At 63.3% G+C, this 25110-nt stretch carries 25 protein-coding genes; 23 read left to right on the top strand and 2 right to left on the bottom strand.

Annotated elements, in window-relative coordinates; genetic code table 11:
• Positions 1–72: 72 nt before the first annotated feature.
• Together NKJ46_RS25175 and NKJ46_RS25170 are read left to right on the top strand one after the other, a co-directional pair.
• Positions 73–1323: an aconitase X gene (locus NKJ46_RS25175; protein ID WP_352668440.1), complete on the top strand. Its 1251-nt coding sequence runs from the start codon at positions 73–75 to the stop codon at positions 1321–1323.
• Entirely contained in the window at positions 1320–1742 is a 423-nt protein-coding gene (locus NKJ46_RS25170; protein WP_352668439.1) for an aconitase X swivel domain-containing protein, read from the top strand. The genes NKJ46_RS25175 and NKJ46_RS25170 overlap by 4 nt, the downstream gene beginning before the upstream one ends.
• On the opposite strand, the gene NKJ46_RS25165 is transcribed toward NKJ46_RS25170, so the two are convergent.
• A complete protein-coding gene (locus NKJ46_RS25165) occupies positions 1668–2075 on the bottom strand; it encodes an SIP domain-containing protein (RefSeq protein ID WP_352668437.1) in 408 nt (135 codons plus the stop codon). The two genes, NKJ46_RS25170 and NKJ46_RS25165, sit on opposite strands and share 75 nt — an antisense overlap.
• Positions 2076–2276: 201 nt before the next feature.
• Here NKJ46_RS25165 and NKJ46_RS25160 point away from each other — a divergent pair, with 201 nt between their 5' ends.
• From NKJ46_RS25160 to NKJ46_RS25135, 6 genes are read left to right on the top strand one after another with little or no spacing between them, the layout of a single operon-like run.
• Positions 2277–2864 (top strand): thioredoxin family protein, encoded by a 588-nt coding sequence (locus NKJ46_RS25160; RefSeq protein ID WP_352668435.1) that lies wholly within the window; start codon positions 2277–2279, stop codon positions 2862–2864.
• Positions 2865–2915: 51 nt separating this feature from the next.
• On the top strand, positions 2916–4550 hold the full coding sequence (locus NKJ46_RS25155) for an FAD-binding protein (protein ID WP_352668433.1): 1635 nt from the start codon (positions 2916–2918) through the stop codon (positions 4548–4550).
• Positions 4547–4870 (top strand): 4Fe-4S binding protein, encoded by a 324-nt coding sequence (locus NKJ46_RS25150; protein ID WP_352668431.1) that lies wholly within the window; start codon positions 4547–4549, stop codon positions 4868–4870. Before NKJ46_RS25155 ends, NKJ46_RS25150 begins: the two co-directional genes overlap by 4 nt.
• A gap of 24 nt (positions 4871–4894) precedes the next feature.
• Positions 4895–5731 (top strand): ABC transporter ATP-binding protein, encoded by an 837-nt coding sequence (locus NKJ46_RS25145; protein ID WP_352668429.1) that lies wholly within the window; start codon positions 4895–4897, stop codon positions 5729–5731.
• Between the two features lie 12 nt (positions 5732–5743).
• Positions 5744–6652, top strand: coding sequence for an ABC transporter permease (locus NKJ46_RS25140; RefSeq protein WP_352668427.1), 909 nt, complete (start codon positions 5744–5746; stop codon positions 6650–6652).
• Between the two features lie 39 nt (positions 6653–6691).
• The gene (locus NKJ46_RS25135; RefSeq protein WP_352668425.1) at positions 6692–7720 is read left to right on the top strand and encodes an aliphatic sulfonate ABC transporter substrate-binding protein; all 1029 of its coding nucleotides are present in this window, start codon (positions 6692–6694) and stop codon (positions 7718–7720) included.
• Between the two features lie 65 nt (positions 7721–7785).
• Here NKJ46_RS25135 and NKJ46_RS25130 read toward each other — a convergent pair whose 3' ends face one another.
• Positions 7786–8817 (bottom strand): LacI family DNA-binding transcriptional regulator, encoded by a 1032-nt coding sequence (locus NKJ46_RS25130; protein ID WP_352668423.1) that lies wholly within the window; start codon positions 8815–8817, stop codon positions 7786–7788.
• Between the two features lie 371 nt (positions 8818–9188).
• Here NKJ46_RS25130 and NKJ46_RS25125 point away from each other — a divergent pair, with 371 nt between their 5' ends.
• The 15 genes from NKJ46_RS25125 to NKJ46_RS25055 all read left to right on the top strand — a co-directional run bounded on the left by NKJ46_RS25125 (position 9189) and on the right by NKJ46_RS25055 (position 25031).
• Complete coding sequence (locus NKJ46_RS25125) at positions 9189–10802, top strand: extracellular solute-binding protein (protein ID WP_352564290.1); 1614 nt, start codon at positions 9189–9191, stop codon at positions 10800–10802.
• A gap of 78 nt (positions 10803–10880) precedes the next feature.
• Positions 10881–11741, top strand: a complete 861-nt coding sequence (locus NKJ46_RS25120; RefSeq protein WP_292661980.1) for a carbohydrate ABC transporter permease — start codon at positions 10881–10883, stop codon at positions 11739–11741.
• Positions 11738–12697 (top strand): carbohydrate ABC transporter permease, encoded by a 960-nt coding sequence (locus tag NKJ46_RS25115; protein ID WP_352564292.1) that lies wholly within the window; start codon positions 11738–11740, stop codon positions 12695–12697. The genes NKJ46_RS25120 and NKJ46_RS25115 overlap by 4 nt, the downstream gene beginning before the upstream one ends.
• A complete protein-coding gene (locus NKJ46_RS25110; RefSeq protein WP_352668420.1) occupies positions 12694–13785 on the top strand; it encodes an ABC transporter ATP-binding protein in 1092 nt (363 codons plus the stop codon). Before NKJ46_RS25115 ends, NKJ46_RS25110 begins: the two co-directional genes overlap by 4 nt.
• A gap of 1 nt (position 13786) precedes the next feature.
• Positions 13787–14848 carry an ABC transporter ATP-binding protein gene (locus tag NKJ46_RS25105; RefSeq protein WP_352668418.1) on the top strand — a complete coding sequence of 354 codons (1062 nt, stop codon included), beginning with the start codon at positions 13787–13789 and terminating at the stop codon, positions 14846–14848.
• Between the two features lie 35 nt (positions 14849–14883).
• Positions 14884–15987 (top strand): Gfo/Idh/MocA family protein, encoded by a 1104-nt coding sequence (locus tag NKJ46_RS25100; RefSeq protein ID WP_352668417.1) that lies wholly within the window; start codon positions 14884–14886, stop codon positions 15985–15987.
• Between the two features lie 26 nt (positions 15988–16013).
• Positions 16014–16928 carry a sugar phosphate isomerase/epimerase family protein gene (locus tag NKJ46_RS25095; RefSeq protein WP_352668416.1) on the top strand — a complete coding sequence of 305 codons (915 nt, stop codon included), beginning with the start codon at positions 16014–16016 and terminating at the stop codon, positions 16926–16928.
• Positions 16929–16965: 37 nt separating this feature from the next.
• Positions 16966–17907 carry a sugar ABC transporter substrate-binding protein gene (locus NKJ46_RS25090; RefSeq protein ID WP_023675781.1) on the top strand — a complete coding sequence of 314 codons (942 nt, stop codon included), beginning with the start codon at positions 16966–16968 and terminating at the stop codon, positions 17905–17907.
• Positions 17908–17968: 61 nt separating this feature from the next.
• The gene (locus NKJ46_RS25085) at positions 17969–18973 is read left to right on the top strand and encodes an ABC transporter permease (protein WP_352668413.1); all 1005 of its coding nucleotides are present in this window, start codon (positions 17969–17971) and stop codon (positions 18971–18973) included.
• Positions 18970–19752 carry an ATP-binding cassette domain-containing protein gene (locus NKJ46_RS25080; RefSeq protein WP_352668485.1) on the top strand — a complete coding sequence of 261 codons (783 nt, stop codon included), beginning with the start codon at positions 18970–18972 and terminating at the stop codon, positions 19750–19752. The genes NKJ46_RS25085 and NKJ46_RS25080 overlap by 4 nt, the downstream gene beginning before the upstream one ends.
• 52 nt (positions 19753–19804) lie before the next feature.
• A complete protein-coding gene (locus tag NKJ46_RS25075; protein WP_352668412.1) occupies positions 19805–20986 on the top strand; it encodes an aldose 1-epimerase family protein in 1182 nt (393 codons plus the stop codon).
• Between the two features lie 91 nt (positions 20987–21077).
• On the top strand, positions 21078–22166 hold the full coding sequence (locus tag NKJ46_RS25070; RefSeq protein WP_352564298.1) for a fatty acid desaturase family protein: 1089 nt from the start codon (positions 21078–21080) through the stop codon (positions 22164–22166).
• A 44-nt stretch (positions 22167–22210) separates the two neighbouring features.
• A complete protein-coding gene (locus NKJ46_RS25065) occupies positions 22211–22525 on the top strand; it encodes a MocE family 2Fe-2S type ferredoxin (RefSeq protein WP_292167569.1) in 315 nt (104 codons plus the stop codon).
• A gap of 37 nt (positions 22526–22562) precedes the next feature.
• A complete protein-coding gene (locus tag NKJ46_RS25060; RefSeq protein WP_023675787.1) occupies positions 22563–23363 on the top strand; it encodes a 3-methyl-2-oxobutanoate hydroxymethyltransferase in 801 nt (266 codons plus the stop codon).
• Between the two features lie 225 nt (positions 23364–23588).
• The gene (locus NKJ46_RS25055) at positions 23589–25031 is read left to right on the top strand and encodes a DHA2 family efflux MFS transporter permease subunit (RefSeq protein ID WP_352564300.1); all 1443 of its coding nucleotides are present in this window, start codon (positions 23589–23591) and stop codon (positions 25029–25031) included.
• Positions 25032–25110 lie beyond the last annotated feature (79 nt).

The following is a 25110-nucleotide window of genomic DNA, read 5'->3' as shown; positions in this document are numbered from 1 at the left end:
AATCCTTCAGTCTTGCCAGGCGGTCCGCAATCGGGGAAAGCATGGTCGGGCAAAGTGTGAGCGGAATACTCGATGTCGCTTGAATTGAATGCGGGCGACCAGTCGATGCTGCAGGGCGAGCAGGGCCCGGCCGTGGCCGCTGCGATGAAGATCCTGGTTGCCTTTTCGAAGGCGGTCGGCGCGCACAAATTGTTGGATATTGCCGGCGCCCATATCGACGGCTGCCTCTATCACGGCCAGGCCAGCCTCGATTTCGTCGAAAGGCTGATCGAGGGCGGCGGCCGCGTTCGGGTGCCGACGACGCTGAATGTCGGTTCGTTCGACCTCATCCATCCCGGATTGGTGAAGATGCCGGCCGCGCAAGAAGCGCCGGCGCGACGCCTGATGAATGCGCATCTGGACCTCGGCTGCCAGGCGACCTTCACCTGCGCACCCTATCAGACTCGGTTCCGGCCAAGGTTCGGCGAGCAGATCGCCTGGGGTGAGTCCAACGCCATCGTCTTTGCCAATTCGGTGATCGGAGCGCGAACCAACCGCTATGGCGATTTCATCGATTTGTGCTGCGCAATGACCGGGCGCGCGCCGGCTTGGGGGCTGCATCTGAGTGAAAATCGACGAGGCCAGATCCTGTTTGAGCTGACCGACGCTGCTTTCGAGCCAAGCGACGCCCTGTTTGTCGGCGTCGGGCTGATCGTTGGGCACAGGGCTGGCGACCGCATCCCTGTCATATCGGGCCTGCCAAAGCCGCGCGACGAGGACCAACTGAAGGCGCTGGGGGCGGCGGCGGCAACGACGGGTGCGGTGGCGCTATTTCATGCCGTCGGCATCACGCCGGAGGCGAAAACGCTGGATGAGGCCTTGCACGGCCTGGTGCCGGAGGAAAAAATCCGGATCTCTCGGACCGACATCCACCATGCGCTGGTCAGGCTGTCGAGCGTCCCCGACGGCGTGCAGCTTGCAGCCGTGTCGTTAGGCACGCCGCATTTCTCCCATGAAGAGTGGATGCGCCTGTTGCCGCTGCTGCGCGAAGTTGCGCCGGGCAGGGGCGTCCCGATCTACGTCAACACAGGGCGTGCCACGCTGACGCGACTGCAGGACGAAGGCGCACTGGCCGGCATGGAAGAGTTCGGCCTCGTTCCGGTCACCGACACCTGCACCTATGTCACGTCGATCCTCGAGCGTCTCGATGGCGTGGTGATGACCAATTCGGGCAAATGGGCGCATTACGCACCTGGCAATATCGGTGTCTCGGTGGCCTTCGGTGACATGGAAGACTGCGTCCGCTCGGCTGCGGCCGGCCGCGTCGTGCGAGCCGCGCCATGAAGGCGCCGACCAGAACCGGTACATTCCACCTTTCCGGCTCGGCACAGGGCCCGGCGCTGGTGCTTTCGCAGGCGCTCAGCTTCTGGGGCGGGATCGACGTCGAAACGGGCGACATCATCGACTATTCGCATCCGGACCTGGGCGGCAATATCGCCGGCAAGATCCTGGTGATGCCGAGCGGGCGGGGGTCGTCGTCCTCGTCTTCGGTTCTGGCCGAAGCGATCCGCAGGGGCACGGCGCCGGCCGGCATTATCCTGGAGCGGCCGGACCCGATCCTTGCCGTTGGCGCCATCGTTGCCGAATTCCTCTACGACATCAGCATGCCGCTGGTCGTCTGCGACACATCAGGCATTGTCTCTGGCGACCGGATCGCCATCGGTCTGGGCGAACATGCGCAAGCGATGGTGAGCAAGCTCTAGCCGGCCATCAGTCCCGCCCCGCCGCCAATAGGCTGCCGCCAGTGTTTCGTTGCGGCCGAGCGCCAGTGTACCGCGCCAGTGTTCGCGCACCGTCCTGGCAGCAGCCGCTTCGGCCGCGAACCAGCCGAATGCCAAACCGGTCGGCCATGCGACCGACCGGATGGCGTGCGCCAGCCTGTCGTCAACGCCGGCCTGCACGCCATTTCTCGGCAGCCAGTGCAGTTCAATGCCGGTCGCGTTGTCGATGGCCTGCCGTTCGCCTTCGTCGGCGATCTCGACGAAAGCCACGCGGACTGCCCTTACCCGGCCGGCGCGCTCTTTTCTCAGAGGCACTTGCCCAGCCAAACAAAGTTGCCGGGCCGGCACAAACATTGGCACGATATTCTATCCCGCTAGCTTGACCGCGAACTGCCTCTCTGGCCTATAATTCTACTAAGTTCATAGACTAAAGTGAATTTGTAGCGGCCGTGGCATTCGCCCAAGCCTTACAAGGCGAGAATGCCGCAATGCCGGGCGCCCAAAGGGAGAGCATCGATGCCGAAAACTGAATCGAATCCTATCGACCTTGGAACCAGAGCTGCCGATTTCCTGCTGCCGGACGCCAGTGGCGTGCTGCACAAGCTTGCCGATTTCGATGCCAAGCAGGCGCTGTTAGTGGCTTTCATCTCAAATCGCTGCCCGTTCGTCTTGCTGATCCGCGAGCAATTCGCGGCGTTCGCCAGGGACTATGCCGACAAGGGGTTGCAGGTGGTGGCGATCAACGCCAACGACCATGAAGCACATCCCGAGGAGACGCTGGCCCGCATCGGCGAGCAGGCCGAAGAATTCGGCTATACCTTCCCCTATCTCAAGGACGCTTCGCAGCAGACGGCGAAAGCCTATGGCGCGGCTTGCACGCCCGATTTCTTCCTGTTCGGCGCCGACCGTCGGCTGGCCTATCACGGCCAGTTCGACGATTCCCGGCCAGGCAACGGCAGGCCGGTGACGGGGGTGGATCTGCGCGTCGCCGTCGACGCGGTGCTGAAGGGCGAAACGCCTGCCGCCGACCGGGTGCCGTCGATCGGCTGCAACATCAAGTGGAGCGCCGGCAACGAGCCGGTGTGGTTCTCCAGGGCGGCTTGAGCCGAACCTGCCGCCCTTAGCCCGCCGCCAACTCCCTTTCCGCGAGTGATCATGCCGAAGACCACGACAGCCATTCGATCCGCGCCCGAAAGGCTGCATCTTGCCGCCGATGTACTGGTGCTGGGAGGTGGCCCGTCAGCCGCCTGGGCGGCCATCGCAGCGGCTGAAAGCGGGGCGAGCGTGGTGCTGGCCGACAAGGGGTATCTCGGCACCAGCGGCGCCACGGCGCCCTCGAATACCGGAACGTGGTGCGTGCCGCCGGGCGACAACAGGCACGCGGTGGTCGAGCGACGCTGGCAGCGCACCGGCGAGCTCGCCGACCAGCGCTGGATGCTGCGCTGCGTCGATACCGCCTACCGCAATCTGCTGCAACTTTCCGAATGGGGCTATCCGTTTCCGAGCCAGGATGACGGGCGGCTCTACATCGCCAATCTGCGCGGACCGGATTATATGCGCTTCATGCGCCGCCGTGTGCTTTTGGCCGGCGTGACCGTGCTCGACCATCATCCGGCGCTCGAACTTCTGTCGGACGGCGATGCGGTCGTCGGTGCTGCCGGCGTCGGCCGCCAGGTCGAGCGCGACTGGCGGGTCGATGCCAAGGCGGTCGTGCTGGCGACCGGCGGCTGCGCCTTCCGCGAACGCATCCTCGGCTCGAGCGGGCTGACCGGTGACGGCTATCTGATGGCGGCGGAAGCCGGCGCCAGCCTGTCGGGCATGGAGTTCACCGGCAAGTACACGCTGGCACCGCATGGCTCGTCGCTGAACAAGGGCCTGCCGTTCCGCTGGGCGTCATTCCACCGCGAGGACGGTTCGCCGATCCTCGGCCCGACCGGTGAGCCGCTACGCAACGGCATCGGCGACCGCGAGGAGGAAGTGGCGCGTGCTCTGATCGAGGGGCCTGTCTATGCGCGGCTCGACCAGGCCGAGCTCGCGCTGCAAGGCTGGCTGCGCCAGGGCCAGCCGAACTGCTTCATGCCTTATGACCGCGCCGGTATCGACCCCTTCAACGATTTGTTCCGCGTTACGCTGCGCGCCGAAGGCACTGTGCGTGGTACTGGCGGCATCGACATCGTGTCCGACGACTGCGGCACCGGCGTGCCTGGTCTTTACGCCGCCGGCGACGCCGCCAGCCGCGAGATCATGACCGGCGCGGTTTCGGGTGGCGGCGCCGTCAATTCGTCCTGGGCTCTGGCCAGCGGCTGGTGGGCCGGCAAAGGCGCTTCGACCCATGCCAGACGCCGCGCCGGCAAGGCGTTCCGCAGCGAGGTCCAGCCGCTCGGCCAAGCCGGCCTGCGCCCGGCGGCTTCGCCGCGAGCCGATATCGCCACCAACGAGATCATCGAGACGGTGCGCGCGGAAGTCGTGCCGTTGGACAAGAATTTCTTCCGCACCAGTGCTGGTCTCGAAAAAAGCGGCGAGCGGCTGCAGAGCGTTTGGCGCGACGTGCGCGACCATCTGCAAGGCGAGGGGTTGGAGCGGATACGCACCCGCGAGGCGGCGTCGATCGCCGCTGCCGGGCGCTGGTCGGTCACTGCCGCGCTTCATCGCAGCGAGAGCCGCGGCATGCATCGCCGCACCGATCTTCCGAGCAAGAACCCGGCCTTTGCGCACCGGCTGGTGATCACCGGCGTCGATGATTTCCGCATCGCCGGAGCACCCGATCGGCTGGCGGAGTTGGCGTCATGATCGAGATCGTCTCGGCCACTCGCTGCGTCGAATGCGACATCTGCGTCAAGGTCTGCCCGGCGAATGTCTTCGACGCGACGGACGGCGTGCCGGCTATCGCGCGGCAGGAAGACTGCCAGACCTGCTTTCTCTGCGAAATCTACTGCCCGACCGATGCGCTCTATGTGGCCGAGTTCGCCGAAGGGCCGACTGGCATCAGCGAGATGGAGGTCGAAGCGCGCCATCTGTTCGGCAGCTATGCCCGCGCGCTCGGCTGGCAGCGCGGCAAGGCCGGCGGCTCTGAGTTCGACCCGACGCACCGCATCCGCGTGGCGCAGTGACAGAGAGACGACCGGAGTAGAGACATGGACCGCATCGTCGTCAGCAACATCAAGAAGACTTTTCAGCTCAAGCCGGGACAATTCGTTACCGTCGACGGCGAGGCGACCGACCGCGTTATCGTGCTAGACGGCGTCGATCTCGCCATCCGCACCGGCGAGTTCATCACCTTGGTCGGGCCGAGCGGCTCGGGCAAGTCGGTGCTGCTCGATATTATCGGCGGGCTGACGCAAGCGACCAGCGGCGGCGTCCAGCTCGACGGCAGGCGGATTACCCGACCCGACCCCAAGACCGGCTACGTGTTCCAGCAATATGCACTGTTTCCCTGGCGCACAGCGCTGGCCAACATCGAATATGCGCTGGAAGTGCGTGGCGTCGCCAAAGCCGAGCGCACCGCCACGGCCCGCCATCTGTTGTCGCTGTTCGGCCTCGCGGGCTTCGAGGATCGGTTTCCCAACCAGCTTTCAGGCGGCATGCAGCAGCGCGTGGCGATCGCCCGGGCGCTGGCCAGCAATCCCGAAGTGCTGCTGATGGACGAGCCGTTCGCCGCCCTCGACCAGCAGACCCGCGAAATCCTGCAAGGCGAACTGCTCAGGATCTGGGGCAAGATCAAGACGACGGTGATCTTCGTCACTCATTCGATAGACGAGGCGATTTTTCTGGCCGACCGGGTAGTGGTGATGACCGCGCGTCCGGGCACGGTGAAGGAGATCATCGATATCAACCTGCCGCGGCCGCGCGACGGCGACATCCGCGCAAGTGCTGCCTTCAACCATCACCGCGCCCGTGTCTGGGAGGCGCTGCGCGACGAAGTCAACAAGGCGCAGAAGGACTCGACGCTGTCGCCGGCGTTCAGCCACTGAGGAGTTAGGGCCATGGCCTATCTGACCGAAAAGTTTAGCCCCGCCGGCGGCTTTCATCCGTTTGCCGGAGCCGGTGAGGCGATGGTAGCCGCCAGGGTTCCGGCACTCAAGGCCCGCAGCGCTACGCCCGCGGTCAGGCGCAAGCGAGGAGCAAGCTTCGGCACCTTCATCTATGGCCTTCCGCTGCTCGGTCTATTCTTCCTCGCCTGGGAAATCGCGCCGCGGCTCGGCTGGCTGAACCGCATCTTCTTCCCGCCGCTGAGCGAGGTGCTGGTCGCGTGGTGGGATCTGCTCGCCTCGGGCGTGCTGGTCGAGCATATCGGCATCAGCCTGCAGCGAGCGGCCATAGGCTTCGCGCTTGGCGTGGTCGTGGCCATCCCGCTCGGGCTTTTGATGGGGCGCTATTCGCTGTTCGAGAAGGTCTCCGACCTTTTGGTGCAGACACTGCGCAACACCTCGCAGTTCGCGCTGCTGCCAGTGTTCATCCTTCTGCTCGGTATCGGTGAGGAATCGAAGGTGGCGATCACCTTCTATTCCTCGGTGTTTTTCCTCCTCGTAAACACGATCAGCGGCGTTAAGTCGGTGGATCCGCTGCTGATCAAGGCGGCGCGCTCGATGGGCACGTCCGACTTCGACCTGTTCCGGAAAATCATCCTGCCGGCCAGTATTCCCTCTATCGTCGCCGGCGCGCGGCTCGGCGTGAAATCCTCGTTGTTCGCGGTGATCGGCGCCGAGATGCTGGCCGCCAAATCCGGCCTCGGCTTCCTCATCCAAAACTCGCAACTGATGATGGAAACGGCCGATATGTATGCCGGCATCCTGACCCTCACCGTCATCGGCCTTGCCGTCAACTACCTGCTCGTCGGGTTCGAGCGCTGGGCAACTGCCTGGAAGGGCCAGTCGGAAGCTTCGCCGATTTAAACAGGCAACCAATTCACGCCAATTGGAAAGGAATTCCAGGTGTCCAAGATCTTTTTCAGTGCCTTTCGCCGCTTGCTGCTCAAGAGCGTTCTTGTCGCGGCCGCCGGTCTCGCCATTGGCTTCGTCGCCCCTGGCTTCGCGCAAGACAAGCCCGATGTCATCCGCATCGGCAGCACAGCGCCGGGGCACCTCAAATTCATCCTCGCCCAGCAGGACGGCTGGTGGGAGAAGGCATTCGCCAAGGACGGCATCAAGGTCGAATTGGTGACCTTCAATGGCGGTTCCGAGGCGACCACAGCGCTGGCGACCGGGGCGATCGAGGTCGCCTATACCGGCAACAATCCAGCGCTGCGCGTCGCTGCCTCTGGAGCCGACGTCAAGCTGATCGGCCTATCGAGCTATGTGAAGGCTGGCGGCTCCTCCATCATCGTCAAGGCCGACTCGCCACTAAAGACATTGCAGGATCTCAGGGGCAAGAAGGTCGCATATCTCACCGGCACCGTACGGCATTCGAATTTCAGCAAGGCGCTGAACAGCGTCGGCCTGACGACGGGCGACGTCGAAGGGCTGAACCTACCCTTCGAGGCGTCAGGGCCGGCACTGCTGCGCGGTGACATCGATGCCATCGTCGAGACTGACTCGACGGCGGCCAAGCTGGTCGACACCGGAGAGGCCCGCGTTCTCTACGACACCAGCACCCATCCGGAATGGAACGTGCCGAACGTCATCTCCGTTAACGGCGCCTTCGCGGCGAAATACCCGGAACTGATCAAGCGGCTGCTGAAGGTCGATATCGAGATTTCGCGCTGGGCCGACGCCCACCCCGGTGAGACGATCAAGACCTTCGTCGAGGCAACCAAGTCGTCGGAAAAATCCGTGCGCAAGACGTACAGCCAGGGCCTGTTCTACCAGGACCCGAAGCTCACCGACGATGCGATCACCGCGCTCAAGGGCGAGGAGAAGTTCATGGCCGGCGCCGGGCTGCTGAAGGGGTCGATCGACTATGGCAAATGGGTCGACAAGAGCTTTGTCGACGGCGCTTATGCGGAAGTCGCCGCCGTCCAGTAGCGTTGCTTGACGATGTAGCGGGCTGCGCCAGTCGGCGCGGCCTTTCTCATCCCTAAAGGTTCCGTTCAGATCTCCGGGATGCTCTCCCTGAAGATCACCTGCAGCCGTGGCTGGTGCAGTTCGTAAGGCAACCCCCTGACCGCGTGCGTCAAGGTGTTGAGTGCCTCGCGGGCTTCGACGCGCGGGTTCTGGTCGATGACCGCGTCGAGCGTGCCGTCGAGCAGAAGCTCCTTGGTGCCTTCCGTCACCTCATGGCCGAGAAAGACCGTCGACAGCGCGCGCCCGCGCTCCTTGAGTGCGCGGGCGATGCCGGTGTTGCCGGCGCCGACATTGTAGATGGCGGCCAGGTCCGGGTGCCGATCCAGCAGGGCGGAGGCCTCCGAATAGGCTTTTTCGCGGTCATCGAGCATTTCGCGCATCTCGACGATCTGCAGATTGGGCGATTCTTCCGTCAGTATGTGGCGGAAGCCCATCTCGCGCTCTTCGTGGCCGCGATAGGAGAGCGAACCGGCGAACAGCGCGACCTTGCCCGGACGCCCGGCGCCCATGAAGCGGTTGAGCAGGTAGCCGGCGAGCCGGCCGGCGGCGCGGTTGTCGATGCCGATATAGGCAACCCTCGGCACATGCAGGATGTCGGAAGCGATGGTGACGACCTTGACGCCGCTGGCCGAAAGCGAGCGGATCGCCTCACGCACCGTTGGATGGTCGAGCGCGATCACACCGACGCCTTGAGTCTGCCCGTGCAGTTCCTGCAGCAGACGCGCAAGCCGGTCCGGATTGAAACCTTCGATGGTAGCGACGCGGACGTCGAGGTCCGGCCGCGCCTGCGCCTGCGCCTCAATCTGGCGGTGCAGCATCTTGATGAAGGAATTGGTGCCGGCTGGCAGGGCGAAATCGAGCCTTATGACCTCACTGCGCAGCGCGTTGAGCGAGCTCGGACTATTCGAATTTTCAGCGATATAGCCAAGCCGCTGTGCCGTTTCGAGCACGACCTCGCGGGTGCGCGCCCTGACCCCGGCGCGGTTGTTGAGCACACGGTCGACCGTGGCGGCGGAAACGCCGGCTTCCCGGGCTATGTCTGTCAGGGTGGACCGCACTGTCGATCACCTCATTCCAAAATGCACCAACGGCGCATCGAGATTACGCATTTCATGGGTCCGATGTCGCAGAGCGGCTTCATCGCCGCCCATGATTCTGATGGGAAATGATGTAACCGGCCTTGGCCGATGCGCAAGCCGCTGCGCTACACCAAAATGCCGAAGCGGACCAAAGCCGGGAGGTGGGCAGCCGGGCTCCCTCAAATTCAAGCACCGGCTTCAGTGTGAGAGCCTTCACAAACGCCATTCCTCCCCTCCCATGAGATGTTATGATGTATCTTGATTATTTATGATGTTGACAGCCTTCGTATAGTGCCGTCAATATCCATCATAGGGCCGTGGAGGAACAAGGCCCTGAGGGAGGAGTTCCAATGTCGAATTTGATCCGCGTGTCGCGGCGCCGTTTGCTGGCGTCCGGTGGAAAGGCGGCAGTCCTTGTTGCCGCCGCAGGTATTGCACCGAAATTCATTCGCCCGAGCCGTGCCTATGCGGCCGATGCCCTGGCGCCCGGCATGATCGGTGGCCCAACGGGCTTCGACGGCTCGGAGCGCTATCAGTATGGCGCCGATACGCCGGAGGGCCGCGCCATCGAGGCGGCCAAGGCGATGAAGGGCGCCGGCAAGGCGCCGGCCAAGATCGTACTTGGCCTGTCCGACGGCTCGATCGGCCAGCTAACCCAGCCGTTTCCGGCCGGCGCGCCGTCGATCAAGGATCTCTGGGAGAAGGAAACCGGCATTCCGCTAGAGATCGTCGGTGTGCCGAACGGCCAGGAATTCACCAAGACGATGCAGGACATCTCCACCAAGGGTGGGGCGTATGACATCTACGCGGTCGAATGGAACCGCCTTGGCGACCTCGCCGAAACCGGCGGCATCCTCAAGCTCGACGACTTCGTCGCGCAATACAAGCCGGAATGGGACGATCCCGAGCGCGGCTATGTCGACGGCGCCAAGGGCGTCTCGCTGCTCAATCAGTATCGCGGCTCGACCTATGGCGTGTCGCTGGATGGCGACTTTCAGACCTGGGTCTACCGTACCGATCTGTTCGGCGACGCAAACGAGAAGAAGGCCTTCTCCGACAAATACGGTTATGAACTGGCGGCGCCGAAGACCTGGAAGCAGCATGACGAGATCGCGGCCTTCTTCCAGCGCCCGGATAAGGGCTTGTTCGGCTCGACCGATCTGCGCAACCAGGGTTGGGGCTACACCAACTGGTATCAGCGTTATGTCTCAATGGCTTCGCCCAATCAGTTCTTGTTCGACGATACCGGCAAGCCGCTGATCAATTCGGAGCAAGGTATCGCGGCGACCAACGAGTACATTGCGTCGCTTTCGCATCATTCGCCGGATGCGATCTCCTGGGGCTGGCCGGAGCAGTACGGCAATTTCGCCAAGGGCGGTGCGGCCATGACCTGCGCCTTCTCCAATTTGCCGAAATTCCTCGACAATGCCGGCAACAAGGATTCAGCCGTCACCGGCAAGATCGGCTCGATGCTGCCACCCGGCCGCGAGATCGACGGCAAGCTGGTCAGCCGGTCGGTGCTGTGGCTCAATTTATCGGCGTCGGTGTCCTCGCAAGCCAAGAACCCGGAGGCCTGCTACCTGTTCCTGCAGTGGCTGGGTTCAAGCCGCATCTACGCCTGGATGACTGCCAATCCGGGCGGCTACTTCGATCCGTTCCGGCTATCGGATTTCTCGGATCCGCTGGTTCGCCAGACCTATCATGCTTACCACATGGACGTGGTGCGAGAGACGGTCGCCCGCACCGTGCCCACCATCAACTATCCCGGCGCCACCGCCTTCCACAATGCGCTGGACGAGAACCTCGTCGCCGCGCTGACCAAGGCCAAGACAGCCGAGCAGGCGATGGCCGACACCGAGGCCGAGTGGAAGAAGATTGCCCGCCGCACCGGCGAGGAGAAGCTTCTCGAGGCCATCAAAACCAACAAGGAGGCCTGGCCGACCGTCCTCGACCCGATCGCCTGATCCTTGCAGGATCTTACCAAGAAGGGGAGGAGCGGTCGCCCTTCCCCTCGGCAACGAAGGACCCAGCAAAGCCGCAAGATGAAGCGTTCAGTTCCTTTCGAGATATTCCGCTATGCCGCGATCTTTGCGGCGATGGCGGTGACGCTGGTGCCGATCCTGTGGATGGTGTCGATGGCGTTCAAGCCGATCGCCGAATGGTCGGCGACCGGCGCCGACCTGACATGGTGGCCGAAGAACCCGACACTCAGCAATTTCCGCTTCGTCTTCGGTGAATCGACCAACAATCTGATCGTCGCGCTCGACCGCACAGCTTTGAAGCCGATCCTGTCGTCGCTGCTGTCGGCCACATTCGGCACGGCAATCGCCATGTCGGCGGGCACAGCGGCGGCCTATGGGCTGTCGCGCTTCGGCTCGGGCCAGAACCTGCCGCTGGCACTGATCCAGCTTCGCCTGTTTCCGCCGATGGCGGTCATGACCCCGGTGATGATCATGTGGGCCTTCCTCAACTTCACCGACAGCTGGTGGGGGCTGTCGCTGATCTATGGCATCGTCACGCTGCCTTTCGCCTTCTGGCTGATGAAGACCTTCTTCGACGACATGCCGCGCGAGATCGAGGAGGCGGCACTGGTCGAGGGCTGTTCGCGGTGGCGCGTCTTTACCCGCATCACGCTGCCGATGATGCGCGCGCCGCTGGCCAGTGCCGCGCTGTTCGTCTTCATCCTCAACTGGTCGGACTATCTGATTGCATTGCTTCTGACGACGCGCGAATGGGTGACGGTCCCCGTCTACATGGCCTCGCTGTCCTCCTCGATGACCGGACAGCTTTACGGCGCCAAGGCAGCGCTCGGCCTGATCGCCGCCGTGCCGCCTGTCATCATGGGGATCGCCATCCAGCGCCACCTGGTTCGCGGGCTGACCTTCGGGGCGCTCAAGCAATGAGCGCGGTGACAGCCACGATTTCGGAGGGCGACATGCAGGCCTCTAAAGCGACGTCGGTGTTGCCGGACGAGGGCGCACGGCTCGGCTTCCGGCTGACCCTACCGGCGCAGATCCTGGTGCTGTTCATCGCCGTCTTCCCGTTGTTGATGCAGCTCTATATCAGCCTCACCGACTGGTCGCCGCTGTCGGGCACCGGCTGGTGGAACGCCTGGTCGATGTGGAACAGTTTCGCCAACTACACCGACCTTGCCGCCGATGCGCGCTTCTGGAGTGCGCTGAAGCGCACGGCCATCGTCATGATCGTCTGCGTGCCGGCGGAGTTCCTGCTCGGCCTCGCGCTCGCGACACTGTTTGCCGACGAGTTTCCCGGCAAGCGGATATTCTACTCGATCCTCTTGATGCCGATGATGGTGGTGCCGGCGGTGGCCGGCTATATGTTCTTCATGCTGTTTCAGTCAGGCGGACCGGTCAACGACATCCTGTCGGCGATCTCAGGCTCTCCCGTCACCATCGCCTGGCTGTCGGACCCGACGCTGGCGCTCATCGCGGTCATGGTCGCCGACATCTGGCAGTGGACACCGCTGATGTTCCTGATCCTGCTTGCCGGCCTGGTCGGCGTGCCCGAGGACCAGATCAAGGCGGCGACGCTGCTCGGCGCCAACCCGTGGCAGCGCTTCGTCACCATCGTGCTGCCGAAGATGAAGACGATCATCATCATCGCGCTGGCTATCAGGGTGATCGAGAACTTCAAGATCTTCGACACGCTTTATATCATGACAGGCGGCGGTCCCGGCGTCGCTACCGAAACCATCTCCGTCTACATCTACAAGCTCACCACTCAGGACCTGATCTGGGGCTATGTGGCGGCAATCGCGCTGGCCATACTGATCGTGCTGTCCATTGCCGCGGTGTTTGCCATGAAACGCATGGCCCGGGTGCGCGAGGTGGCGGCATGAGCACCATCCATCTGCAGAACCTGGTCAAGAAATTCGGCGACTTCACCGCGCTGAAGACGATGGACCTGGCCATTGCCGACGGCGAGTTCATGGCGCTGCTCGGGCCGTCTGGCTGCGGCAAGTCGACGACGATGAACATGATCGCCGGCATGGAAGAGCCGACCAGCGGCAAGATCCTGTTTGGCGAGCGCGACATGGCCGGCGTGCCGATGGGGCGGCGCGGCGTCGGCTTCGTCTTCCAGAACTATGCGATCTTCACTCATATGAGCGTGCGGCAGAACCTCGCCTACGGGCCGAAAATGCGCGGCGCACCCAAGGCCGAGATCGACCGCCGTGTCGGCGCCATTGCCGAGATGCTGCAGCTGACGCCGCTGCTCGACCGCAAGGCGGACAGGCTGTCGGTCAACATATTGCAGCGGGTGGCGATCGGCCGCTCGGCGATCATGGAGCCGGCGATCTTCCTGCTCGACGAGCCGCTTTCCAATGTCGATGCCGCCTTCCGGGCGGTGATGCGGACCGAACTGAAGCAGCTGCAGCGGCAGTTCCGGCAGACCATGGTCTATGTCACCCACGATCAGCTCGAAGCGATGACCATGGCCGATCGCATCGCGGTGATGGACCATGGCGTGCTGCAGCAGGTCGGCACGCCACTGGAAGTCTACAACAACCCGGCCAATGTCTTCGTCGCCCGCTTCATCGGCGCGCCGGGCATGAACCTGCTCAAGGGCAGGCCGGCGGAAAGCGACCGTGGCCTGGTCATCGATCTTGGCCCACTCGGGGCGACGCCGCCGCTGCCGGTCGAGATCGCCGATGCCGCACGCCGGATGCGCGGCGAGGTGTTTTATGGCTTTCGACCGGAGCAGGTGACGCTGACTGAAGGCGGCCGTGGCCTCTCCATGCCGGTGAGTTTCGTCGAGCGGATCGGCGCGCGCACCATCATCCATCTTGGCGAGGGCGAGACTGCGGTGAAGGCGGTGTTCGACAATGATGTCGGGCTGGCGATCGGGCAGACAGCCGTCGTCGCGCCTGCGGCGGAGGCGGTGCGCGTCTTCGACGCCGCCGCTGGCGTTGCGTTGAGAGCAGCTTGAGATGGCCGATATCGTCTTTCGCAATGTCACAAAGCGCTACGGCAACACGCTGGCCGTCGACGATGCGTCGTTTGCGGTGAACGACAACGAGTTCTTCTGCTTCTTCGGGCCGCCGCTGTCTGGCAAGTCGACGATACTACGCCTGGTACTCGGCCTGGAAACGCCCGACATGGGCGAGGTCCTGATTGGCGGCAAGCCGGTCAACACGGTGTCGCCGGCGGAGCGCAATGTCGCCATGGTGTTCCAGAACCTGGCGCTGTTTCCGCATATGAGCGCGCGCGACAACATCCGCTTTCCGCTGGTCGAACGCCGGGTCGCCGAAGCCGAGATCGAAAAACGCGTCGCCGATGTCGCGGCTAAGCTGCATATCGGCCATATCCTGCACAAGCCGCCGGCGCAGCTTTCAGGCGGCGAGCGGCAGCGTGTCGCGATCGCCCGTGCGCTGGTGCGTGATCCCGTCGCGTATCTTATGGATGATCCAATCTCGGCGCTCGACGCCAGGCTGCGCGAGGAGACGCGCGTCGAGCTGAAGCGCATCCAGCGCGAGCTCGGCAAGACGCTGATCTATGTCACGCACGACCAGGAAGAGGCGATGTCGGTCGCCGACCGCATGGCCATACTGGAGAGCGGCAAGATCAGGCAGATCGGCGCGCCTGCCGAGATCTATGACCGGCCGGCCAGCACCTATGTAGCGCGGCTGCTCGGCTCGCCGATGATGAATATATTGAAATCGGTGCACGGCGCTGAAGGCGTGGAGGCGGCGGAAGGCACGATCCGCATCGCGGATACCGGCGCCCCGGCCGATGCCGTGGAAATTGGACTCAGGCCGGAAGACATCAAGGTTAGGGCCTGGGCGGAGGGGGGCGCGGGCCGCCCGGCGCGAGTGTTCGAGGTCGAGCCGCTCGGCGGCTACACCGTTGTGACGCTCGCCGCCGGGCAGGCGCGTCTGCGGGCGCTGTTGCGCGGCCAGCCGGACATCAGGCCGGACGCGATGGTGGCGATATCCTGCGAGCCGGGCAGGGTGCACTATTTCGGGCAAAGCGGGGGAGCGCTGGCAAGATGACGGCGACTGCAAGGAACGAGCTTCGGGAGGAACATATGGCAAGCGAAGAAATAGCGGGCAACGGCTTCGAGCCGGACGTTAAAGTCCGCACCAGGGAATACAGGATCGGCTGCGTCGGCGCTGGCATGATCATGGCCGAATGTCACCTTGCCGCCTACAAGGAAGCCGGTTTCCCGGTGGTGGCGATTGCCTCGCGGACCAAGGCCAGCGCCGAGAAGGTCGCCAAACGCTGGGATATCCCGACCGTCCACGACACGCCGGAACAGCTCATCGAGGACAAGAACGTCGAGATCATCGATCTTGCCTTTCCGCCCGACCAGCAGCCGGCGCTGATCCGCCATGCGCTGAAGCAGGCACATATCAGGGCGATCCTGGCGCAGAAGCCATTGGCGCTGTCCCTCGATGAAGCCGTCAAGCTTCGCGACGAGGCGGCCAACGCAGGCAAGATCCTCTCGGTCAACCAGAACATGCGCTACGACCAGTCGATGCGCGTCTTGAAGCAGATCATCGACAGCGGCGCGCTCGGCGACGTCGTCTTCGCCCAGATCGACATGCATGCGATCCCGCACTGGCAGAGCTTCCTTGAGGACTATGACCGGCTGACGCTCGCCAATATGAGCGTCCACCATCTCGACGTACTGCGCTTCCTGTTCGGCGATCCCCTGGAGATCACCACCCTGACCCGCAAGGACCCGCGCACCCGCTTCGACCATTCGGACGGCATCACCGTGTCGACGATCAAGTTCCCGTCCGGCGTGCTCGCCGTATCGCTGGAGGATGTCTGGTCCGGTCCGCGCCAGGAGGGCTACAAGGACGACCAGCACATCAACTGGCGCGTAGACGGCACCAAGGGCGTCGCCAAGGGCACCATCGGCTGGCCGACTGGCGCTGCCTCGACGCTGACCTATGCGTCGACCGAGACCACCGGCGGTGAATGGGTGACGCCAAGCTGGGACACGATGTGGTTCCCGCATGCTTTCATCGGCGTCATGGAGCAGCTCCAGCACGCGGTCAAGACGGGCGAGCCGCCGGCGCTGTCCGTCGCCGACAACGTCAAGACCATGGCGCTGGTTGAAGCGGGCTACCGCTCGATCGACAAGGGCCGGACAGTCAAACTTTCCGAAATATCAACTGACTGAATCACTTACAGGGAGGACTTCACATCATGATGCAGGCAGGTATTTTCACGGGTTATTTCCCGTATGGCCTCAAGGAAACCGCGCAGAAGATCCGTGCGCTCGATTTCAACACCGTGCAGCTTGACCTGCATTTCAGGGACATCGAACTGTCCGCCGGGCAGATCACCAGGGACAAGGCCAAGACCGTCCGCGATACGTTCCGCGACCACAATCTGCCGATCTGCTGCGTATCGGGCTACACCAACATCATCCATCCGGACCTGGGCGAGCGCGAGAGGCGCGTCGGCTATCTGAAGGAGATCATCCGCAACGCACGCCATTTCGGCACCCCTTACGTGATCTCGGAAACCGGTACCTACAACACCGAGTCCGACTGGGTGCATCACCCGAAGAACAAGACCGAGGAAGGTTTCGAGGAATGCCGCAAGGTCATCGCCGACCTTGCCCAGACCGCCTATGACCACGGCGCGGTCTTCCTGCTCGAAACCTATGTCAACAATGTCGTCGGCTCGGTCGAAGAGACGGTGAGGATGTTCGCGCAGGTCGACCACCCGGGCCTCGGCCTGTTGATGGACCCGACCAACTATTTCGAAACTCACAACATCGACAGGATGGACCAGATCCTGAACCAGGTGTTCGACACGCTGACGGACAAGATCAAGATAGCCCACGCCAAGGACGTCAAGCGTTCCGGCGGCGACAAGTCGGAGAAGCACGCCGACATCGGTGACGAGGACGCGCTGGAGAGCCACACTTTCCGCGGCGTCGGCGAGATCGAGCTGCCGGCGCCCGGCCTCGGTTCGCTGAATTACGACCTCTATCTCAAGCGGCTGGCCGAAAAGCACCCGAACATCCCGGTCATCATCGAGCATCTTTCGGAAGACGACGTGCCGCGTGCCAAGAAATTCCTCGATGGGAAATTCCGCGCCAACGGACTGTGATGGCGCGGTTCGGCTACGAAACAAGGGAGGAAGAGAAATGTTGAAATTCGCGTTGAAAATCGCGGCCGCGGCGACCGTTCTCGCCGGTGTGGCGCTGGGTACGCCGGCGCTGGCGCAGGACGCTCAGAAGACGTTCTACCTGTTGTCGCATGGCGGCCCGTCGGATGCCTTCTGGATCGACTGGAATGCCGGCGCGACCAAGGCCTGCGACCAGCTCAAGGTGACCTGCAAGATCTCGTTCAGCGGTGGCGACATGGCGGCGCAGAAGGAGGCCTTCAACTCGGCACTTGCCGCTAAGCCGGACGGCATTGCCACCACCTCGGCGCAGCCCGGCCTGTGGACCGAGGAGGTCAAGGCAGCGAAGGCGGCCGGCATCCCGATCGTGTTCTTCAATACCGACGATCCGGCAACCGGCCGGCAAGCCTATGTCGGCGCCGATCTCAAGGAAGCCGGTGTCATCTGGGCGAAATATCTGGTCGACCACAAGATGGTGAAGCAGGGCGACAAGGTGTTCCTGCCGGTCGAAGTGCCGGGCGCCAGCTACCAGCAGCTCGAGACCGAAGGCATTGCCAGCGTCTTCGATCCGCTCGGCATCAAATATGACGTGGTCGATTGCGGCACCGATCCGGCCGGCATCATCGCCAAGATGACCGACTACATGGTGGCCAACAACCCGCCGGCGATCATCGCGCTCGGCGATTCCGTTGCGGCCAGCGTCAAACGGGTGTTCGACGGCGCCGGCGTGCCGGCCGGCAAGATCCCGGTCGTCGGCTGGGGCAATTCGAAGGAAACGGCCGAGTCAGTGAAGTCTGGGTTCATCAACGCGGCTGCCTGGCAGTTCCCGTCAGCGCAGGGCTTCATGCCGGTGGCGCTGCTCGGGTTGGCCGCCGCTGGCGAACCGATCGGCTACGACATCCACACGTTCAGCCTCTACGACGCCTCGAGCGTCGAACCGATCCTGAAACTCTACAACAAGTGATTGGAACTGACGCTCGCCGCGCAGGCGGCGGGCGTCACCCTGAGATATGGTCCAAGCAGTCATGACTATTGCCGCAGAAGAGGAATTGCCTCGTGCCAAACGCAGGTCGAGCCTGATGCGCTCGCCGCAGTTCTCTTCGCTCGTCATCCTGATCGTCCTGCTTGCGGTGTTCGCGATCGCCGACGCGAATTTCCTGTCGCCGCTCAACATCTCCAACATGATGGCGTTCCTGCCCGAGCTCGGCATCATCGCGCTCGGCATGACACTGCTTTTGACGGCGGGCGAGTTCGACCTTTCGGTCGGTGCCGTATTCGGGCTGGCGCCGGTCGTGGTCATGCTGCTGGTGCAGAACGGCGGGGTTGATATTGGCGTGGCGTTGCTGGCCGGCCTGCTGCTCTGCATAGCGATCGGTGCGATCAACGGGCTGATCGTCACCAAGATCGGCATCTCGTCTTTCCTGGTGACGCTGTCGATGCTGCTGGTGGTGCGTGGGGCAGCGCTTTACATCACCCAAGGGTTTCCGCTGAAATCCTGGGACCAGCCAGGCTTCTTCGTGACGCTGCTGGCCGGCAGCTTCAATATCGGAACGTTCCGTTTCTATACCTCGCTGTGGTGGTTCATCGGCCTTTCGCTATTGGCGATCTATGTGCTGCGCTACGCCAAGCTCGGCAACTGGATCAGCGCTATCGGCTCGAACCGTAACGCTGCCGTGGCGCGCGGTGTGCCGGCCGATGTGGTCAAGATCTGGCTGTTCATCCTGACCTCGGTGCTGGCCGGTCTCGCCGGCATGATCAGCGCCTTCCGCATCTCTGCTGCCTCGCCGGTGGCCGGCACCGGCTACGAGCTCGAAGTGATCGCCATGGTGGTGGTCGGCGGCACCGCGCTGACCGGTGGGCGAGGCACCATTTTGGGCACCATCGTCGGTGCGCTGATGCTGCGCAGCATCCGCAACGGCATCGTGCTGATCGGCGTGCCCGGGCTCGCCTACAACATCTTCGTCGGCGTCATCATACTTGCCATGCTCATCCTGCACGCTTTGCTGCAGAAGAACGCCGCCAGGAGCTGACCATGGAAGTGCTTCGGCTGCAGAACCTGCAAAAGTCCTTCGGCAGCGTCCGCGCCCTGAAGAGCGCCTCCTTCACGCTCAACGAGGGCGAAGTGGTGGCCTTGCTCGGCGACAACGGCGCCGGCAAATCGACATTGATCAAAGCGATCTCCGGGGTCTTTCCCGTCGATCGCGGCGACATCTATGTGCGCGGCCAGAAGGTCTCCATCCGCTCGACGCGAGATGCGATGGATCTCGGCATCGAGACCATCCACCAGGATACCTCGCTGGCACCGGACCTCAGCATCGCGCGCAATCTTTTCCTCGGCCGCGAGCCGGTCAACCTCAAATGGCTTGGCGTGTTCGCGCCGCTCGATCTCGCCCAATTGCGCGATGCTGCCTCGGCACTTTTGAAGCGCGTCGGCATCTCGAAGAAGCTCGACGCCGATGCGCTGGTCAGCACGCTGTCGGGCGGCGAACGCCAGTCGATCGCGATTTCGCGCGCCATGCAATTTGCCGCCAAGGTCATAATCCTCGACGAGCCGACCAACAATCTCGGCGTCGAGGAAACGCACGGCGTGCTGCGCTTCGTCAAGGAGGTGCGCGATGCCGGTCACTCGGTGCTTTTGATCACCCACAACATCCATCACGTATTCCAGGTCGCCGACCGCATCATCGTTATGCGCCGCGGCGAGATCGTCGCCGAGCAGACGGTCGCCGATACCGATCTGCTGACCGTGGAAAGCATCATCACCGGCGCCGACATGTCGGCCCTGCTCAAGGAGACGAGAGCGAAGTGAAGGACAGGAGCAAAGTGAAGGACAGGAGCAAAGTGAAGGAACTGGCCGTCACATGGTAGAGCTCTACGGCAAGACGCTGTCGCGCCGGCAGGTCTCGGAGCGCTCCGGCATGTTGTCGCAATTCGCCGGCGTGCGGCTGATGACGCTTGGCGACGGGGTCGAGCGCGGCATCCGCATGCTCGAATTCCGCACCGGCTCCGGCCTGCGCTTCACCGCGCTGGTCGACCGGGCGCTCGATATCGCCGATTGCGATTTCAAGGGCCAGGCGATCGGCTGGCATTCGCCGAGCGGCTTTCGCCATCCCGGCCTGCACGAATACGAAGGCGAGGAGGGATTGGCCTGGGCGCGGTCGTTTTCCGGTCTTCTGCTGACCTGCGGCCTCGACCATATATTGTTCATGAACGAGGTACCCGCCGACACCTACAACTACCCGCCGAAGAAGACGGTGCGCCATTCGCTACATGGCCGCATCAGCACCATCCCGGCGCGGCTGACCGGCTACGGCGAGACCTGGGACGGCGACCGCTGCGTATTGTGGGCCGAAGGCATCGTCCAGCAATCGACCGTATTCGGCGAGGATCTGCATCTGCTGCGGCGGATCGAGGCCGATGTCGGCAGCAACGAGATCCGGCTTTCGGACCGTGTCGTCAATCACGGTTTCAACCGGACGCCGCATATGTATTTCTACCACATCAATGTCAGCCATCCGGTGCTCGACGAGGGTTCGCGCTACCTGGCGCCGATCCGCGACGTCGTCTGGGCCGGGCATGCCGGCGAGCGCTATGAAGCGCAGAAGGTCGGCTACCGCACGGTGCCGGCGCCGCAACCGGGATTCACGGAACAGGTCTGGCAGCACGAGCTCGGCGCCGACAGCACCGGCGAAGTCCCTGTGGCGGTGGTCAACGACAGTCTCGGTCTCGGCTTCGAGGTGATCACGCGCAAGGGCCAGTTGCCCTGCGCCTATCAATGGCAGAATTTCCAGGCCGGGCAGTACGCGCTTGGGATCGAGCCGTCGACGCATCATGTGCTTGGCAATCTGGCGGCGCGCGAACGCGGCGAGATGATCTGGCTGGAGCATGGCGAGAGCCGCTCCTACAATGCCGTTTTCCGGGTTCTCGACGGCGCTGGCGAGATCGCCGCCGCCGAAAGCCGGATCGCGGCGATTGCCAGACAGCCGCGAGAGGACTACCCGCGGCCGTCGGGCCATTTTCCTGTTCTTGGAGGCAGGTCGTGATAATGGCGAAGAGGATACGGGACACCAGTTGGGAGGCTGGCTCAGGCCGGAGCGGGGAGGGCTCGCGGTCGAGCTGGAATTGGAGGTCACAATGGCTGGCACGGTAAAGCGCGATTACAGCCTGGTCGGCGAGAGCACGCGCAGGGCGATCGAGACGGGACTGGCCTCAGCGGAGTGGTACCACACGGATGTCCCCCGCAAGGCGATCAAGGAGTTGATGCAGCGCTCAGACGGTCCGGCGATCCGCGACACGATCATCTGGATCGTCGCCATCCTCGGCTCCGCCGCCGGCGCCGTCTACTTCTGGGGCACCTGGTGGTGCGTGCCGTTCTTCTTCGTCTACGGCGTGCTCTACGGCTCGTCCAGCGACTCGCGCTGGCACGAATGCGGCCACGGCACGGCCTTCCGCACGCGCTGGATGAGCGATGTCGTCTATCAGATCGCCAGCTTCATGCTGATGCGCAATCCGGTGACCTGGCGCTGGAGCCATGCCCGGCACCATACAGACACCATCATCGTCGGCCGCGACGCCGAGATCGCCGTGATGCGCCCGCCGGATCTTTTGCGTGCCGCGCTGGCCTTCACCGGTATCCTCGATTTCCGCTATTCGCTTCCGGCGCTGGTACGCCAGGCGTTCGGTAAGCTGACGCCCGACGAGAAAAGCTACGTTCCCGAGATGGAACAGCACAAGGCCGTCATCGCGGCGCGCTGGCATATCGCCATCTACATCGCGACGGTCGCGCTCGCCGTTTTCATGCGGTCGTGGATACCGGTGGTGCTCATCGGCGTGCCGCGCCTCTACGGCACCTGGCACATGGTGCTGACCGGCCTGCTGCAACATATCGGCCTGGCCGACAATGTCGTCGACCACCGGCTCAACACCAGGACCGTGTACATGAACCCAATCAGCCGGTTCATCTACTGGAACATGAACTACCACGTCGAGCATCACATGTTTCCGATGGTGCCTTACCACGCGCTGCCCAGGCTGCATGAACTGATCAAGCACGATCTGCCGGAGCCGAATCCATCGATGTGGCATGCCTATCGCGAGGTCTGGCCTGTCCTGCTCAGGCAGCTCAAATACGAGGATTATTTCCTCAAGCGCGAACTGCCACCAACGGCGAGGCCCTATCGTGGCGAGTTCCACGAAGTGAACATGTCGGCGGCGGCTGAGTAGGTACTGCGCATCAGCGCAACGCAGAAATTTCAGGAGAGATAGAAATGGCCGATTGGGTCGAAGCGTGCGCCGTGGACGATGTCGAAGAGGAAGATGTCATCCGCTTCGACCATGGCGGCCGCACCTTCGCTATCTACCGTTCGCCGGACGATGAATTCTTCGCCACCGATGGGTTTTGTACGCATGAGAAGGCGCATCTGGCCGATGGGCTTGTGATGGACGACATCATCGAATGCCCAAAGCACAATGGCCGCTTCAATTACAAGACCGGCCAGGCCAAAGGGGCTCCCGTCTGTGTCAATCTGCAGACCTATCCGGTCAAGGTGGAAGCTGGCAAGGTGATGATCCAGATCGCCTGACCGGCCTTCTGTCACGTAGCAAAGGGGACCAAAATCCATGAGCCGGAAAAGACCGACCGTCGCAGACCTGCGCGCCATGAAGGGCAAGCGGCAGCTGACCATGCTGCGCGTGCTGACGATGGACGAGGCCGAGGCCGCCGAACGCGCCGGCGTCGATATCGTCTCGGTGCCGCCGGAGCTGGTGCTCAATCCGCAATACCGCGATGCGGCACCCAGCCTGTTTACCATGCCGGGTGAGAATTTCTTCGAGATCGGCACCGCCGATGATTTCGTCCGCTGGGCGTTCCGGCTCTACAAGGCCAGTGCCGATGCGGTCTATTGCAGCGCCGGCTACGCCACCATCAAGCGGATGGCCGACGACGCCATTCCGGTGATCGGCCATGTCGGCCTCATCCCGTCACGTGCCACCTGGACAGGCGGATTCAAGGCCGTCGGCAAGACCGCCGACACCGCCATGCAGGTGTTCGAGGCGGTGAAGCAACTGGAGGCCGCCGGCGCGATCGGCGCCGAGATCGAGGTGGTGCCGGTCGAGGTGGCCAAGGCGATTTCGGAACGCACGTCGCTGATCATGTTGTCGATGGGAGCGGGCACCGGCTGCGACGCGCAGTATCTGTTCGCCGACGACATTCTTGGCCAGAACCGTGGCCACATGCCTCGCCATTCCAAGGTCTATCGCAATTTCGCCGCCGAATACGATCGGCTGCAGGCCGAACGCATCGCCGCCTTTTCCGAATATGTCGCCGATGTAAACAGCCTGGCGTATCCCGAAGATAGGCACGTCGTGCACATGGACCCGGACCAGCTTAGCCTGTTCCTGGAGAAGATCGAAGCCGCATGAGACACGCCTGCAACAGCGCCAAGCGCCATGGCGAATCGTAGAAGGCCGGATCGGCGGCAGGGCCGGGTCATCGCGTAGCCGGCTGCGATGCCACACGAAAGTTTGTTGGTCCATGTCTGGACGGCACCGGCCAGATGCTGTTGAAACCGGTGCGTCATCGGTTTGCCGGACAATTGTGCGGTTGCCGATGGAGCGGGTGGAAATTCCCTTCGGATAGTTCTGCGCATGACCGCCATTCCCGAAAACCAAGCCTTGCCCGAAACCGCGACGGCGGCGCCGCAAGCCCGGCGGGTGGCGCTGATCGTCGCCGTCGCCTTCTTCATGCAGCTTCTGGATTCGACGATCATCTCGACCTCGCTGCCGCAGATGGGAGAATCCTTCGGCGTGCCGGCGGTGGCGATGAGCATCGGCATCACCGTTTATATGCTGACCTTGGCGGTGTTCGTGCCGCTGTCCGGCTGGCTCGCCGACCGTTTCGGCGCGCGCAACATCTTCCTTGTGGCGATTGCCCTGTTCACCCTGGCCTCGCTCGTTTGCGGCATCTCGCAGAACCTGAGCCAGTTCGTTGCGGCGCGTGCGGTGCAGGGCTTGGGCAGCGCGCTGATGACGCCGGTCGGCCGCATCCTGGTGCTGCGCAATGCGCCGAAATCCGAGCTTCTCAACGCCACGGCGCTGATCACCTGGCCGGCGCTGTTTGCGCCGGTGGTCGGGCCGGTGCTTGGCGGCTTCATCACCACTTATCTCTCCTGGCACTGGAATTTCTTCATCAACATTCCGCTTGGGGTTGCCGGTTTGGCGCTGGTCGCCCGCTTCATTCCCGGCGACCGCGAAGCCGGGGCCAAGCCGCTCGACTGGCCGGGCTTCCTGCTGACCTCGGTGGGGCTCGCCGCGATGCTCTACGGCCTCGAGCGCATCGCACATCCGCAAGAGGGTATGTTGCCGACCGTGGCACTGCTCGGCACGGGCATTTTGGTCGGCTGGCTGGCGGTGCGGCATCTGCGACGCACCAACCATCCGCTGCTCGATCTCACAGCTTTCAAGGTGCAGACCTTCGCCATTTCGACGCTGTCGGCCGGCACGATTTTCCGCATCGCCATCAACGCCACGCCATTCCTGCTGCCGCTTTTGTTCCAGGTCGGCTTCGGCCTGAGCCCGGTCGATGCGGGCATGATGATCCTGGCCTATTTCCTCGGTAATCTCGGCATGAAGGCGGTGACGACGCCGACGCTGAGGCGCTTCGGCTTCCGTTCGGTGCTGATCGTCAACGGGGTGATCGCTTCCTTGTCGATCATGGCCTGCGCGGCGCTTTCGCCGCAGACGCCGCAAGCGTTGGTGGTGGTGCTGATGCTGATCGCCGGCCTTTCGCGCTCGATGCAGTTCACCGCGCTGAACACGCTGGCCTTCGCCGATGTGGCCTCACAGCAGCGCAGCTCGGCGGCGACGTTGTCCAGCATGCTGCAGCAGGTGGCGATGCTGTTCGGCGTGGCTGTTGCGGCGGCACTGCTCAACCTGTCGCAGATCGCCAGAGGCGCGGAAGCGCTCGATCTCGTCGACTTCCGCCTTGCCTTCCTGGTGATCGGCGCAATCGGTCTCGTCGCCTCGTGCCGCTTTCTGGCGTTGCCGAACGCTGCCGGCGCCGAGGTCTCGGGCCATGTTTTGCGGATTTGACGCAGGAACTCCGCGGCGAGCGAAGACATAAATTTCTGCCGGCTCCGCTCGTCCTGGAACAAACTTTTGCCAGCGGTTC

The organism is Mesorhizobium sp. M0166 (genome assembly GCF_040322255.1).
Classification (GTDB): domain Bacteria; phylum Pseudomonadota; class Alphaproteobacteria; order Rhizobiales; family Rhizobiaceae; genus Mesorhizobium.
This window is presented reverse-complemented; position numbering and strand designations above follow the sequence as displayed.